Origin of the sequence: Paenibacillus anseongensis, from assembly GCF_009757995.1 — a bacterium.
Classification (GTDB): Bacteria; Bacillota; Bacilli; order Paenibacillales; family NBRC-103111; genus Paenibacillus_E; species Paenibacillus_E chondroitinus.
In genome coordinates, this window is sequence record NZ_WSEM01000008.1 from 808,231 (window position 1) to 822,641 (window position 14,411).

The following is a 14,411-nucleotide window of genomic DNA, read 5'->3' on the forward strand; positions in this document are numbered from 1 at the left end:
CGCGCAACATTCACGCGGCCAGTTATTATGGTTATTACGCTGCAGCTTTCTTTTTAGAACTCCGTAACGATTTTCTTTTCAAGAGGTACCACAGAGAACAAGCAATAACGATGGAGGAGTAGGCACCGCTCGTTAATCCGACCAGCTTCGCAAGTGCGAACAGCTTGATGGACTCGCTTCCGAAGATGTACAAGCAGCCAGCGGCAATTAATACCACGAGAACGGTATTGATATTACGCGCCATCGTCTGCCAAATACTGTCGTTGACCAAGGCAACGAGGTCTTCGTCCGTTTTGAGCTTAGCGAATCTGAGATTTTCACGGATACGGTCAAAAATAACGATTTTATCATTGATGGAATAACCGATTGTCGTTAAAACCGCCGCCAGAAACGGAAGATTGACTTCCAGACGGAAAATCGCAAAAACCGCGATAACCATGAATGCGTCGTGAAGAATGGCAATAATCGCAGCAATCGCAAAACGCCATTCGAAACGGATACTAACATACACACAAATCAATACGCTGGCAATCGCTACCGCATATACGGCTTTCAACAGTAATTCTTTGGCCAACTGAGGATCTACGGTATTAATCTCTTTGGAAACATCAACGCCGTAAGCCGTTGCAAATGCTTTTTGAATTTTATTCACCGCGTCGTCGTTCAGCACGTCATCGAAACGGATTGAGACACGATCGCTGTTATTCCCGCCGATTGTCGGGTCCGCATGGTGCGATTTCACATCTCCGCTCGTTGACAGACCGTTCAGAATCTCATCGACTTTGGCTTTATCCAACTGCTTGCCTACGACCAGATCGATGTTCGTTCCTGCTTTGAAATCGACCCCGAAGTTCATCCCTGAGAATAGCATTACAGCTAATCCTATGATAAGAAGAACAATCGAAATACCAAAGAATTTATTACGAGATCTTACAAAATCAAACTTGTTCTTAGAGTCCACGGATGTCTGCCTCCTTCACGCCGAAATAACTTGGCTTTTTCAGCAAGTTGCCTCGAATGATCAGATGAAGCAGCCATCTGGAGAAAAGAACGTTGGTTAAGATACTGATGATAATACTTAACATTGTAATAACCGCGAATCCGCGGATAGCGCCGTTCCCTACATAGTAAAGAACAATACCGGCAATCAAGTTCGTAACGTTAGCGTCCATGATTGTACGGAAGGAATGCTTGGAGCCTGCTTTCAAAGAGGAAAGGATGCTCTTGCCCGCGCGAATTTCTTCGCGGATTCTCTCGTATGTAATAATGTTCGCGTCAACTGCCATACCTGCTCCCAGTACAAGAGCCGCAATACCTGGCAACGTTAAGGTTGCATTCATAAAGTCGAAGACCGCAAGAAGAACCCAAACGTATGTAATTAGCGTGAAAGCCGCAACAAGCCCCGGTGCACGATAGTACAGTACCATGAAAAGGAAAATCAGGATCGATGCAATCAGCCCAGCGCGCGCTGTTTGGTGCAAGGATGCTTGTCCTAGCGTCGCATCAACACGTTGAATATATTTTTCGGTTAACTTTAGCGGCATAGCCCCCAAGTTAATCATTTTCGCTACTTTAGTTGCTTCCGTTACACTTGTTTGTGTAATGATGGCAGAGTCGCTGTCGATCGGGAAATTAACGGATGCCGTCGATTGCACTTGATCGTCCAGATAGATGGACAATGTGCTGCCCACCAGCTTAGTCGTAACTTCCTTGAACTTCTCTCTGCTTTTCATTTTGATCTCTACGATCGGCTGTTTCGTATTCGGATCGTAGCTTAATTTCGCTGCGTTCTCCACGAAATCGGTACCATTCATGTAGACTGTCCCATCCGGACCTCTGAAGGTAAGAACAGATGGCTTGGACATCAAAGTTCTAACTTCTTCCTCGTTCTCCACGCCTGCCAGACGCACACGAATCCGATCTGTTCCTTCTGGGTAGACCTCAGGCTCTGCTACACCAAGGGAGTCAGCCCGTTTGGCAAGACTTTCCGCTGCTTGCGTAAGCGTTTCCTTCGTTAAAGGCTGCCCAGCTGTTAGTGGCTCCGCGGTGTACAATATTTCAAATCCGCCTTTTAAATCCAAACCAAGCTTGATTCGTTCTACAAGTCTAGGGCTTGTTGCTCCGATTGCGCCGAGAACAATTACAACCGTTAGAAAAAAGAACGATATTCTTTTCCAATCCAGCATCTCTTGCTTGTCTCCCTTCGATACTCAATATGCCTATTATATACAGGTCTGAAAATCGAGTCAATTTAAGTCGTTACATGAAAAAATAAGCCCTATTCTTAGAATTGGGCCCCTCTATACATGCTTATCGTCAGCCAGTTCATAAACTGGGTCGATTTCAGTGATAAGATGTCATTCACGATTTGATGAAGAGAAGGGACACCCGTTTTACGGTATTTGTCACTCACACAATCCCAGATCTCTTTTCCAGTGACATGTTCATAGCCAAGCAGCACAAACTCCTCCACTTTGCTCAAACAAAGATTCTCGATGAGCTCGCTCAATTCAAAATCGGAAAGTGCAACTTCCGCTTCTTCCTTGTCCGTATTATGGGGGGCTGACTCACCTTCCTCTATCTGTGCGCTTGCCTCGTCCTCAGGATGATGAGGAACTTGATCATTATCTTCTCCATTCATAGAGAGATCCTCCTAAGGTCAGTTTATCATGGTTAACTTGACATGTTATTCGATATTCACACCCCAATTTCCTGCTAGCTTTAACCTGTCCATAAAATGTTAGCATGAGCCTGACCAACTCTCGCATATCCATAAGGTAAGACAAGTATCGGAAGAGGGTATGGCATGACCAAGCAGTCATTTATCAGGGGCACGATGATTCTTTTGGCCGCAGGCATTTTGAACCGTATTCTCGGCTTCATCCCTAGAATTACTTTACCGCGTGTCATCGGCGCAGAAGGTATTGGCCTTTATCAAATGGGTTGGCCTTTCCTTTCCGTCATCTTGACGATCATAACGGGAGGCATACCTATTGCCATTGCCAAGCTGATTGCCGAGGCTGAAGCCGAGCATAATGAATCGAGAATTCGCAGCATTCTTCGAATTTCTTTAGTGATCACAATTGGCTTGAGCATCCTATTTACCATTGCTTGCGTCGCAGGAGCCTCTTGGATCACCTCCCATTTGTTAACCGATTCACGCGTTTATTACACCTTCTTATGCATGAGTCCAATGATCCCGATCATCGGGGTTTCCGCTGTTTACCGCGGATACTTTCAAGGCAGACAGAATATGATTCCCACGGCCACGTCACAGATCATGGAAACGCTGATTCGCATTGTGATGGTGCTTGTTTGCTCGTATGTCATGATCCCATACGGGATCGAATATGCCGCCGCCGGCGCCATGGTAGGCGTTCTTGCCGGTGAGATTGGCGGACTAGCCGTTCTGGCCATCCATTTCAGATACGATAAGAAATCATCACCGAAACTTCCTGTCGCTCAGATCGGTACGACGAAAACGAATGGCCGGTTGGCTAACTTGCGGCGGATATTACGCATTTCCATCCCGATTACGGGCAGCAAGTTAATTGGGGCAAGCTCTTATTTATTCGAATCTATTCTCATTGCGCAAAGTCTAGCCATTGCAGGCATTGCCACTTCTCTGGCCACAGCGCAGTATGGTGCGCTGCAAGGTATGATTATCCCTATCATTCTACTTCCGAGCGCACTGACGATGTCTTTATCGGTCTCGCTGGTTCCATCCTTAAGCGAAGCAGCTGCTCGCAAAGATATGAAAACGATCCATGCGCGCCTGCACCAATCCTTAAGGCTGGCTTTAGTCACGGGTGCTCCGTTCGCTGTCATCATGTTCGTCCTGGCCGAACCCATCTGCAGGTATATGTACAATCAACCCGATGTCGGTATCATGCTCAAAATGATGGCTCCAATTGCCCTATTCATCTATTTCCAGGCACCCCTGCAGTCGACTCTGCAAGCTTTGAACAAACCTGGATCCGCTTTGATCAATACCTTGATAGGCTCTACCGTCAAATTGATCCTCATTTATTGGCTGGCCAGCAAGCCGGAACTCGGCATTCAAGGAGCTGTTTTTGCGATCAATGTAAACATTGTGTTGGTTACGCTCCTACATTGGAACAGCGTTGTGCGTTTGTTGAAGTTTCGTATGGAGGGCAGTGATTTCGGCAAAATTGGAGCGGCTATGGTCCTCTCAGGTCTATGTTGTTACTTCATCATGTACATGCCATGGACTACCGTTGAATGGCTCCGTTTTGTATCTGCAACTCTCGTAGGGTTTATTGTTTATTTATTTTTGATTACGGTTTTCCGATTGATTCGTTTAAAGGACCTGACCCGGGTTCTGAACATGGGCAAAAAAATTATCCGCTAACCTATCTTTTGCGGTCAAGAAACATTCTGCCTCTGTGGTCAATGGAGCAGTAAAACACTTCTTTGAAATCGCGCGCTCCCTTGAATTGAAGCTGGTTTTTTAGCCAGAATCTCGTTTTGCCTATTTTCTCCAAATTATCGTCCTGTACTTTGCCATCCATAATGAGAGGCAGCGGTAAACCCTCATATCGAATCGTGCCTTTCAGGCCTTGTTCGTCAATCGCTGTCTCTTTCGCTTTCAAGCTTTTCTCCACTACGCTTAACTTCCCCGAGGGCTCAAGAACGGCAAACTCCACGTCTGCGACATTCATGATCTTATTTTGTCTGAGCTGCTGCATTAAGTCATCCAGGTTGTAACGGTGTTTCCTCATTTCTTCACGGTCGATCAATCCTTGTTTGATGATCACGCTAGGCTTCCCGTCAAATAGAATCCGGAGATTTCTATTTTTTAATGTGACATAGGCGATGATGATTTGGATCAGCACCAGTGTCGCCATCGGGACAATCCCATCCATGATTGGCTTCTTTACATCTTCAAGCACGAACACGGCAATCTCGGCAATCATAATCGAAATAACCAGATCAAACAGCGATAACTTCCCGATTTCCCGCTTCCCCATCAGACGGAGCATTAGAAAAACGACAAAGTAGATCAGCACGGTACGTAAAAAAATGGTCAGAATATCCATCGATAGCCTCCCTGATCTAAGCTTCTTGCCTGTTCTCGGAGTTCACTGGTATTCTGACCGCTCATGCACTTCATCATGCAGATTTTACGTATTCAATTGTTGGGAATTACAACAGAAATAACTTGAAATAAATCGTAGCTACGATGAATAAAACCAAGGAGATCGGCCCTGCAATCATGAAATAATTCCGGGGATTAAGCCCTCCTCCTTCTTGCTCCGCAAGTGCTGCCGCATACATGCTTGATATCGAACCGAAGAGTGTAACCCCGCTTCCAATTGCGGTTCCAATAATGATGGACCACCACAGAGGTTGAATGGATGTTTGAGAAAAACTCTGCATTTCTGTTCCTATATGTTCTATCACAGGAATCATCGCCGCAGTATATGGCACATAATCCACAACCGATGAACCAAACCCCGTCAACCATAACAAAAGCATGGATAAAAATGACATGGAACCTTGGCTCAATTCCAACCCTCTAACAGCGATGAATCCCGATATCCCGGCATACGTTAATCCGCCAACCATAATAAACAATCCTAGAAAAAACAACCCCTGTGTTTCGAGTACCCCACTCCAGAATGAACGGTAGTCTCTCTTTTTGAAAAGCTGAATGAGGTCCTGATAGTTAAGCGCGATTAGCGCTACGGCTCCGCCTGCAGCAATATAGGAGGCTTGCCACCCCAAAATACCTTGCAGTAAAAAAGCAAGCAGCGTTGCCCCGGCAATGGCGTTGCCCCCGATAAATTGGACGCGATCTTCCGTTAAGTATGTTTCGGGCTGCAAACTAAGTACCTCCCGCTTGTACGTTTCCGGAATAATCATTTTCCTTCCATAGAGAAACCAGATTGCTAGATAGACGATGGCCAACATGAGAACAACTAGCGGTCCGATTTTGATCAGCATCTCCCCTGTTGTTATGTGCTCAGCTGCACCTATCAACCTATTGGACCAATTGCCCATAAGCGTTGCTGCGCCACCGAGATTCGCCGATAACAAGACAGAAATCAAAAAAGGTACAGGCGACAGTTTCATCATCTTCGTCGTTTTGAGCAGGATCGGAACGATAACAGCGATGGCGAGCAAAGCGTTTAATAAGGCAGAACTTACAGCAGCCAGCACCGACAAACCTATTAATATCGTAAAAGGCTGTAAACGAAACACACGTATGATTTTGCTTGCGGCGAATGCGATAAGTCCTGTTTTCTGAAATAGACCGGCAATCACAAATAAACTAACAAGAAATAAAAGAACATGCCAATTAGCGTATGTTGTAAGCGCCTTTCCAATTGGAACAATGCCTAGCAAAAGCATCAGGATGGCTCCTCCAAGCGCTGTATACATACGGTCCCACTTCTCAATCAAGATACAAATATAAGCGGCAACAAAAATAATAAGAGCTGCAATAGCCTGCCACAGAGCGGGTCCTTGAGAAAATTCCGTCATAATTATTCACCTTCCCTTTGAACAGTCTGTACTAATTCTATGTGCTTGGCCATACAATGATGATAATGAAAAGAACGAATATAAGAAAGGATTGGTGCCTGTGAACCCCATGAAAACGGTCAGTCAGGTTCGAATAACATCACCTTTATTTTCCGGACTTGCCTATTCATTAAGCATGATGACAATTGGGACAATAGTAACATCATTATTTTTGCTGCTAACTAGCACACAAGAGAGTTCCTTGCATACGTTAACTACGATTATCCATGCTGCAGCACTGTTTATTGGAGGCTGGGTTTCAGGCAAAAGAGCCGGTAACCGCGGCTGGTACCACGGGGGACTCGTCGGATTCGTCTATTTTATCCTTATTTTCTTGGTTGGTTTTCTAGCTTTTGACGCAGGATTGAATCTTCAATCCCTGCAATTGCTCGGTATTTTATTTGCAGCAGGAGCACTTGGAGGCATCCTTGGCGTTAACACGACGAAATAAGACGTTTCCGTGAAAATTCACTATCCCCCTTTGATTGTGGTATACTATCATAGTTATATTCGCAATAATTTCCAATATTAGGGGGAAAACACCATGAGCCCGTTTCAGTCTATGACACATGCGACGGTCTATATAGTAATTACTGTCATCGTCTTTCTAATTGCCGCAACACGCAAAAATCCGTTCGTTATCGCTGGAAGCTTCGTTCAAGAAATATTTACATCCCGCAAGTATTTAATCCACTTCGCAGCACTCATCACAATCCTTTTTTTCAATAAACTTGAGATGTGGGTCGAGAAACGAATTGACTATAAAGCTGATTTTACCAAATCCATCTATAGCATAGAAGGAAACTTTGTTTCAGCGATTCAACATTTCTTCCACAATGATATATTGACCGTGATCAGCAGTTACTTCTATGTTGTGGTCTTTCCGTCCGTCATGATTACATCCATTGCCCTGTATACATTTCAGAAAAATTACAAACTATTCTACGCGATTTGTTACGCACTCATGTTCAACTATATGATAGCCATTCCGTTTTATCTGTTCTTTCCAGTTAACGAAGTCTGGTCGTTTCATCCCAATGTTAAGCTGCTTATTCTCGATGTATTCCCAACCTTCGAGCAGGACTATCGCCCGCTGTCGGGATTGGATAATTGCTTCCCTAGCCTGCATACGTCGATCTCCGTATCGATGGCCGTCATTGCTGTGAAGAGCCGCAATACATTCTGGAAAATTTTCGTTCCGATTTCCTCAGCTTTTATCATTTTCACGATTTTCTATCTCGGTATCCACTGGTTATCCGATATGTGTGCTGGTGTCGTGCTAGGTGTTGTAGCCGCAAGATTAGGACTGCGCATTTCCGAAGGACGCCTGGTTCTTGGCGAGCAAGCACTGCTTAAACGATCTTTCAAAAATAATGAGCTTTAAAAGCCAAACAAAAAGCGAGAGCCTGATGAAGGTTCTCGCTTTTTTATTTTATTCCTTTGCTGTTGTTTGTGAAACAGCATTGATGGCAGAACGATCAAAAGTCATTTTCGTTGCATCGTTGACACGAAGCACACAAATGTCGTCAGTGATCTCCATAATCGTGCCGTGAAGACCGCCAATCGTAACGACCTTATCTCCTTTTTTCAAAGAGCCGAGCATTTGATTGCGTGTTTTCTGTCTTTTTTGCTGTGGACGAATAAGTAAGAAATAGAGAACCACGAACATGAGCACTAACGGCCCGTATGTATACAAATATCCTACCGCGCCAGTATTCGCAGTTGTAGTTTCAGCCAATAGAAACATAGGTATCCTCCTTTCTTAAAATCCTCTTTCATTATCATTCAGCCCATAGGAGGCAAAGAATTCATCACGGAAATCGAGCAAGCGATCTTCCATAATGGCCCCTCTGACATCGCGCATAAGCTGTAGCAGAAAGTGAAGGTTATGAATCGTTGTCAATCTGATTCCAAAGGTTTCATCCGCTTTAATTAAATGACGAATATATGCTCTGCTGTAATTTGTGCAAGTATAACATGAACATTTGGGATCCAGTGGGCCAAAATCCGTTGCATGCTTCGCATTCCGAATCACAAGACGGCCTTCGCTTGTCATGCAAGTCCCATTTCGGGCGATCCTTGTAGGCAGTACGCAGTCGAACATGTCGATCCCGCGGATAGCGCCTTCAATTAAGGCATCGGGTGAACCCACACCCATCAGATAACGTGGTTTGTTAGCCGGCATCAACGGTGCTGTATAATCAAGCACTTCATACATCAAATGCTTAGGCTCTCCAACGCTCAATCCACCAATAGCATACCCCGGGAAATCCATGGAAGTCAACTGCTCCGCGCTCATTCTGCGAAGGTCCTCATGCATCCCGCCCTGGATAATGGCGAATAAACCTTGGTCTTCCGGACGGCTGTGACTTTTCAGGCAGCGCTCGGCCCAGCGTGTCGTACGTTCCAATGATTTCTTCACATAATCGTACTCTGCCGGGAACGGAGGGCATTCATCGAAGGCCATCATAATATCGGAACCAAGCGCGTTTTGGATTTCCATGGCTACTTCCGGCGAAAGAAACAGCTTATCACCATTCAAATGGGATTTAAACGTAACGCCCTCTTCCGTAATTTTGCGCATGTTGCTCAGGCTAAACACTTGGAACCCACCGCTATCCGTTAAAATAGGGCGATCCCAGTTCATGAATTTGTGCAATCCGCCTGCGGATTTCACGATCTCATGTCCAGGACGAATGAATAGATGATATGTATTGCTCAAAATAATTTGAGCATCCATCGTTTTCAACTCTTCCGGGCTCATCGTTTTTACCGTAGCCTGCGTGCCAACCGGCATGAAAGCCGGCGTTTCAATGACGCCATGCGGGGTGTGAACCCGACCCAAGCGGGCACCGGATTGTTTACAAGTTTTGATCGGTTCGTACGTTACTGCTGCTGCCATTACATCCACTTCCTATTCTAAGCTTCCTCTAGTCTTTGTTTCTATTTAGTAAATAAGCATTGCGTCTCCAAAGCTAAAAAAGCGATACTCTTCTCGGACAGCCTCTTCATAAGCTTGCATGATATGCGTCCTTCCAGCCAGAGCGCTAATCAGCATGAGCAGGGTTGATTTCGGCAAATGGAAATTCGTTAACAGAGCATCCACCACCCCGAATGTATATCCCGGATAAATAAAGATACTCGTCCATCCCTGCGAAGGCTGGATAACTAATGGCTTCCCAGCTTCCGCTCCTCCTTGCTCACGGCTGATACCTGCGGCGGTTTCCAGCGTTCGAGCAGATGTTGTTCCTACAGCAACAACACGTTTCCCGTTCGCTTTGGTTTCATTGATCGCCGCTGCGGTTTCAGCGGAAAGCACGTAATACTCCGCGTGCATTTGATGCTCTTCAATGGTGTCTACGGACACTGGACGGAATGTGCCTAATCCCACATGCAGCGTGACGAACGCTAGACGAACCCCCTTCGCTTGCAGCTTCTCCAAGTAAGCCTCCGTGAAATGAAGTCCTGCTGTTGGCGCCGCGGCCGAGCCCTCGTGTTTCGCATACACGGTTTGATAGCGTTCCCTCTCCGGCAGCTGTTCCTTAATATAAGGAGGCAGGGGCATCTCCCCTAATCGATCCAAAATTTCATTAAAAATGCCCTTATAGCTGAATTGAAGCACGCGTGCTCCCATCTCTCCAACTTCAACGACCTCCGCCGTCAGCAGCGGCTCTTCCTCCTGGTTCACTCCAAAAACGGCCACAGCCCCCATCTGCATGCGCTTCCCGGGCTTTACCAAGGCCTCCCAACGGTCCTCACCGAGCTGTTTCAAGAGCAATAGCTCAACCTTGGCTCCCGTGTCTTTCTTCATGCCAAAGAGCCGTGCTGGAATGACTCGTGTATCATTCATCACGAGCAAGTCCCCGGCTTCCAGATAATCAATTAGTTGTTCAAAAGTCTGGTGACCAATTGCTCCGGTCTGTTTATTCAGCGTAAGCAGTCTAGACGCCGTGCGATTAAGCAGCGGCGTCTGGGCAATCAATGATTCAGGTAATTCAAAGTCAAATGCTTGTACATCCATGAGTGTGTATTCATTCCTTAGTTATGTTGACTCCAGTATAATATGTCTGAAGTATTTTTTTATAATCATAGCCTTGTTCTGCAAAACCTCTTGCTCCCCATTGGGACATTCCTAATCCATGGCCATATCCTGTGCCGCGGAATACGAATTGTTTGCCTTGCGTTGGTGTTACCGAAGGTGTGTTCGGGGTTCCAACTGGATCCGTTGGTTTAGCCAACCCTGTGGTGCCTAATGCGGTCAAATCCGTTTTCTTGAGCGAGGTCGGCTGGGATTGATTACCGGAAAGCACGTAGACGGAGTCAGCGCTTGTAGTGCTCGTCCCGGCACTTCCGCCCCCCACGATCGCCAGATTCGCTCCTTGCGGGGTACTACCAGTATAACTTCCTGCTCCTTCAATTTCAAACAGGGTGCTGGGCAAGCCGCCAAGCACAGTGCGCAGGGCGTCAGGATATGGCACTTTAACTACAACGCCATTTGCTTTGAGCTCTGTAACCCTTCCAGACGGACCGCGTGCAGTTATCTCCAGGGATGTTAGTTCACCGTTGATTTGTACCCCTGCCGCTGTTAATTTACTCTTCATCTCACTCGGCGTATAAGGGCCTCTCATCCAAGAGTAGGCATTAGATTCTTTTTCCTGCCCTATGACGAGTACTTTTTCCTTAGCTGCAAGCTGATCAATAGAAGGATTCGCTGTATTGTCCACGTACGGCGCCAAACGGACATTGACATTTTGATCGGTAGACTCGTAGTAAGGGGTACCGTTCTTGTCTTTCTGGCCGGTATCCTTCAAGTACTCCGCGGAGACATAGCCCAGACGGCCATCCGTCAATTGAATGCGGTACCATGTTGCTTTGCCATTTTCCGCTCCTTGATCAGGGCTAGCCACGCTGCGCAAATAACCCACAGGATTTCCCCAAACCTCGGATGGATCTGCAGTTTTCCCACCGGAATTCGATGAGAATACAGGTGAAATCAACCCACTTTTATCCGAAATGACTTCATCTTTCGTGGCATCAACCGCTTGATTGCCTGCCGGGAACTCTTTTTGCATGCCGTAATAAGCTTGATCTAAGGTCGTATCCGTCACTTGAGCGATTTCGTATTTATTTCCCTGTTTAATGGCAAACGTGCGGGCCGCGACCGCTTGAGCCTTTAATGCCTCTGCTGGCCATCCGGAGCCAAGTTCCGCGCCTAAAACGCCATATAAGTAGGACTCCATCGGCACTTCATTTACCAATGCTAATTTATTCTGATATGTACTGATTTCCATGTCGCCACGATATTTGCGGTCTGCTTTTTCTTTTACAGTTATCGCTTCACCTTTGGAGTGAACCAACGTTTTTTGCTGACCAGCTCCTGCTGCGAAATGCGGGACAGGTGTAGTTCCATTCGTCGACGCGGTTACGTCTGATTTGCGAATAAGATAGGACGCCTTCGTATTGGCGGCTTGCAAAGGAATGGCAGGAACCGCAAGCATAGCGGCCTGTTTCACCGTTTCTAACTGAGCAGGACTCGCTTCGTTGCCAATCCATACACTATATGCCGGCTTACCTGTGGCATCATCTTGCAAGGCTACATCTGCTTGAATTCCAGCTCCAGCATAAACAGCCGCTTGCTGCAAAGCAGCAGCCTCTGACGCAAACGTACCCGCGCTTAAATGGAGCGGCCCTGTCACTGCAGGAGGGGCTTGCTTCGTGAATGAAGCCACTGTCACATCTTTTAGCGCTTGAGCTGAAGCGCTTTCTGCCGCTTCCATCGTAGGGAAGCTGCCGTAAAATACCTGAAACACCGTTTTCCCTTGTTTCACCCGGCTTAACACGTAACCATCCGCTGACATGGTGGCGAGCTTCGTACTTAATCCTTTTGCAGCAGCGAAGTCCGTCGTTTCCAGCATCATAACACTGTACTGATCCAAAGACATGCGGATGGTGCTGTCTTGTAGAGTAAGCCAGAGCTGTTCGGCGACTGCGGCTGAACTGCGCACACTGATATCCATTCCGCCAGTCGAGCTGAGTGTCGTAACCGGTTCTATTAATTTATATTTGGCAGAATCTATGAATAAGGCAACACGTACTTCATCCAAATGCGATATTCCCGCTGCATGTGCAGGGATCGTCAACACTGGAACTGTTCCAAACGTTAAAGCAGCCGTCGTAATCAAAGCTAGTGTTCTGGGGGCTAACAGCTTTTTTGTTCGTTTCATTCGACAATATTTCCTTTCTTTTGCAGCATTCTACTAAGTTAGACTCTAGCAAAGCGCAGAAGTTTTGTTTTTTAGTAGAATAAAATGGTAAACCATTAAGTTGCTGCTCAGGTGTCGCTCGTGCAGCCTCATTACGTAGCGGACTGAGGTGACGTTATTCACGGACTTTGTTGTTGTTTTGAGCATATTCATGCTCAATAGCGGCTCCTAAGTCCGTTAGATGTTAATTTTGCGCCAAATGTAGCAAATAGGGTCATCTCAGTCCGTTAGCCTGCGACTCGTGCTCCCAAAGGGGGAGCTGGTAGCTGGCGCTTGCAAGGAGTGAACGGTAGTAGGTGCATAGGAAGTAAGCAGTAGCTGGTGCACAGGGGGAAGCGGTAGCTGGTGACCGCTGGGGAAGTAAGCTTGTGGTCGAAATAAGCTCAACTGTCGAAGGAAAAACATCGCCAGTAGAGGCCAACTAGTTAAAGTGTCGTGAATCCCACCAGTAGGCGCTCAAGCGTAAGTCTCCTCATATCCACCAGACTCGACGGCAACAAGTAACGAAAAAAGGGAGCCTCCCGGCTCCCTCTCAAGTTCCTCATGACCGCTGTTCCGGCACCGGCAAGCCCAAATGATGGTACGCCTGCGGCGTAACGATTCGCCCTCTTGGCGTACGCTGCAAAAATCCAATTTGCAGCAAATACGGCTCGTAGACGTCTTCGATCGTCTGACTCTCTTCACCGATGGTGGCAGCGATCGTCTCCAGCCCTACAGGGCCGCCCTGGAAGCTTTGGATGATCGCCCTCAGCATCTTATGGTCGATCTCATCCAGACCCAGGTCATCGATCTGGATGCGCTTCAGCGCCTCTTTGGCGATGTCCAGGGTGATGATGCCATCGCCCTTCACCTGCGCGAAGTCGCGAACCCGCTTCAGCAAGCGGTTCGCGATACGCGGTGTGCCACGCGAGCGCATGCCGATCTCGCGCGCGGCTTCACCGACGATGCCGACCTGCAGGATGTCGGCCGTCCGGGAGACGATGTAGGTGAGTTCCTCCACCGTATAAAACTCCAGCCGGCTGACGACTCCGAAACGGTCGCGCAGCGGCGCAGACAACAAACCGACGCGCGTCGTCGCGCCGACCAGTGTAAACGCCGGCAAGTCCAGCCGCACCGAGCGTGCGCTCGGCCCCTTGCCGATGATAATATCAAGGGCAAAATCCTCCATCGCCGGATATAACACCTCTTCCACCGTACGGTGGAGGCGGTGAATTTCGTCGATGAACAGCACGTCGCCCTCCTGCAGGTTCGTCAGGATGGCAGCCAAATCGCCGGGCCGCTCAATGGCGGGGCCGGAGGTTGTTCGAATGTTCACGCCAAGCTCGTTGGCAATGATATTGGACAGGGTCGTCTTCCCGAGCCCCGGCGGTCCATAAAGCAGCACATGATCCAGCGCTTCCTTGCGCATTTTGGCGGCTTCGATATAAATCTTGAGGTTCTCCTTAGCCTGCTTCTGGCCGATATATTCAGCCAAATAACGGGGACGCAGACTGTACTCTATGACGTTGTCCTCCATCATCAAATTAGCCGATATAATCCGGTCATTATCCATGGTGATCCTCCTACGAGCTTTCCCTTGGAAAGCTTTCTTCATTGGCTAAT

At 47.3% G+C, this 14,411-nt stretch carries 13 protein-coding genes; 3 read left to right on the forward strand and 10 right to left on the reverse strand.

What is annotated here, in order from left to right:
• Window positions 1-34: 34 nt before the first annotated feature.
• The 3 genes from secF to GON05_RS39910 all read right to left on the reverse strand — a co-directional run bounded on the left by secF (window position 35) and on the right by GON05_RS39910 (window position 2,641).
• Complete coding sequence (gene secF / locus GON05_RS11210) at window positions 35-961, reverse strand: protein translocase subunit SecF (protein WP_127455337.1); 927 nt, start codon at window positions 959-961, stop codon at window positions 35-37.
• A complete protein-coding gene (gene secD, locus GON05_RS11215) occupies window positions 951-2,183 on the reverse strand; it encodes a protein translocase subunit SecD (RefSeq protein WP_157319327.1) in 1,233 nt (410 codons plus the stop codon). Before secD ends, secF begins: the two co-directional genes overlap by 11 nt.
• 101 nt (window positions 2,184-2,284) lie before the next feature.
• Window positions 2,285-2,641, reverse strand: coding sequence for a post-transcriptional regulator (locus GON05_RS39910; RefSeq protein WP_157319192.1), 357 nt, complete (start codon window positions 2,639-2,641; stop codon window positions 2,285-2,287).
• 165 nt (window positions 2,642-2,806) lie between these two features.
• Between GON05_RS39910 and spoVB the strand changes: the two genes are divergently transcribed.
• Window positions 2,807-4,372 (forward strand): stage V sporulation protein B, encoded by a 1,566-nt coding sequence (spoVB, locus tag GON05_RS11225; protein ID WP_157319193.1) that lies wholly within the window; start codon window positions 2,807-2,809, stop codon window positions 4,370-4,372.
• Between the two features lies 1 nt (window position 4,373).
• Here spoVB and GON05_RS11230 read toward each other — a convergent pair whose 3' ends face one another.
• Window positions 4,374-5,060: a DUF421 domain-containing protein gene (locus GON05_RS11230; RefSeq protein WP_127455334.1), complete on the reverse strand. Its 687-nt coding sequence runs from the start codon at window positions 5,058-5,060 to the stop codon at window positions 4,374-4,376.
• 106 nt (window positions 5,061-5,166) lie between these two features.
• Window positions 5,167-6,507, reverse strand: a complete 1,341-nt coding sequence (locus tag GON05_RS11235) for an ArsB/NhaD family transporter (RefSeq protein ID WP_157319194.1) — start codon at window positions 6,505-6,507, stop codon at window positions 5,167-5,169.
• Window positions 6,508-6,616: 109 nt separating this feature from the next.
• On the opposite strand from GON05_RS11235, the gene GON05_RS11240 reads away from it, so the two are divergent.
• Together GON05_RS11240 and GON05_RS11245 are read left to right on the forward strand one after the other, a co-directional pair.
• Window positions 6,617-6,997 (forward strand): TIGR04086 family membrane protein, encoded by a 381-nt coding sequence (locus tag GON05_RS11240; protein WP_246238978.1) that lies wholly within the window; start codon window positions 6,617-6,619, stop codon window positions 6,995-6,997.
• Window positions 6,998-7,090: 93 nt separating this feature from the next.
• Entirely contained in the window at window positions 7,091-7,930 is an 840-nt protein-coding gene (locus tag GON05_RS11245; protein ID WP_157319196.1) for a phosphatase PAP2 family protein, read from the forward strand.
• A 48-nt stretch (window positions 7,931-7,978) separates the two neighbouring features.
• On the opposite strand, the gene yajC is transcribed toward GON05_RS11245, so the two are convergent.
• The 5 genes from yajC to ruvB all read right to left on the reverse strand — a co-directional run bounded on the left by yajC (window position 7,979) and on the right by ruvB (window position 14,361).
• Entirely contained in the window at window positions 7,979-8,293 is a 315-nt protein-coding gene (gene yajC, locus GON05_RS11250; protein ID WP_157319197.1) for a preprotein translocase subunit YajC, read from the reverse strand.
• A gap of 15 nt (window positions 8,294-8,308) precedes the next feature.
• Complete coding sequence (tgt, locus tag GON05_RS11255; RefSeq protein ID WP_127455329.1) at window positions 8,309-9,448, reverse strand: tRNA guanosine(34) transglycosylase Tgt; 1,140 nt, start codon at window positions 9,446-9,448, stop codon at window positions 8,309-8,311.
• A 45-nt stretch (window positions 9,449-9,493) separates the two neighbouring features.
• Complete coding sequence (gene queA / locus GON05_RS11260) at window positions 9,494-10,567, reverse strand: tRNA preQ1(34) S-adenosylmethionine ribosyltransferase-isomerase QueA (protein ID WP_157319198.1); 1,074 nt, start codon at window positions 10,565-10,567, stop codon at window positions 9,494-9,496.
• A 10-nt stretch (window positions 10,568-10,577) separates the two neighbouring features.
• The gene (locus GON05_RS11265) at window positions 10,578-12,770 is read right to left on the reverse strand and encodes a SpoIID/LytB domain-containing protein (protein WP_157319199.1); all 2,193 of its coding nucleotides are present in this window, start codon (window positions 12,768-12,770) and stop codon (window positions 10,578-10,580) included.
• Window positions 12,771-13,350: 580 nt separating this feature from the next.
• Window positions 13,351-14,361, reverse strand: a complete 1,011-nt coding sequence (gene ruvB / locus GON05_RS11270) for a Holliday junction branch migration DNA helicase RuvB (RefSeq protein ID WP_127455327.1) — start codon at window positions 14,359-14,361, stop codon at window positions 13,351-13,353.
• Window positions 14,362-14,411 lie beyond the last annotated feature (50 nt).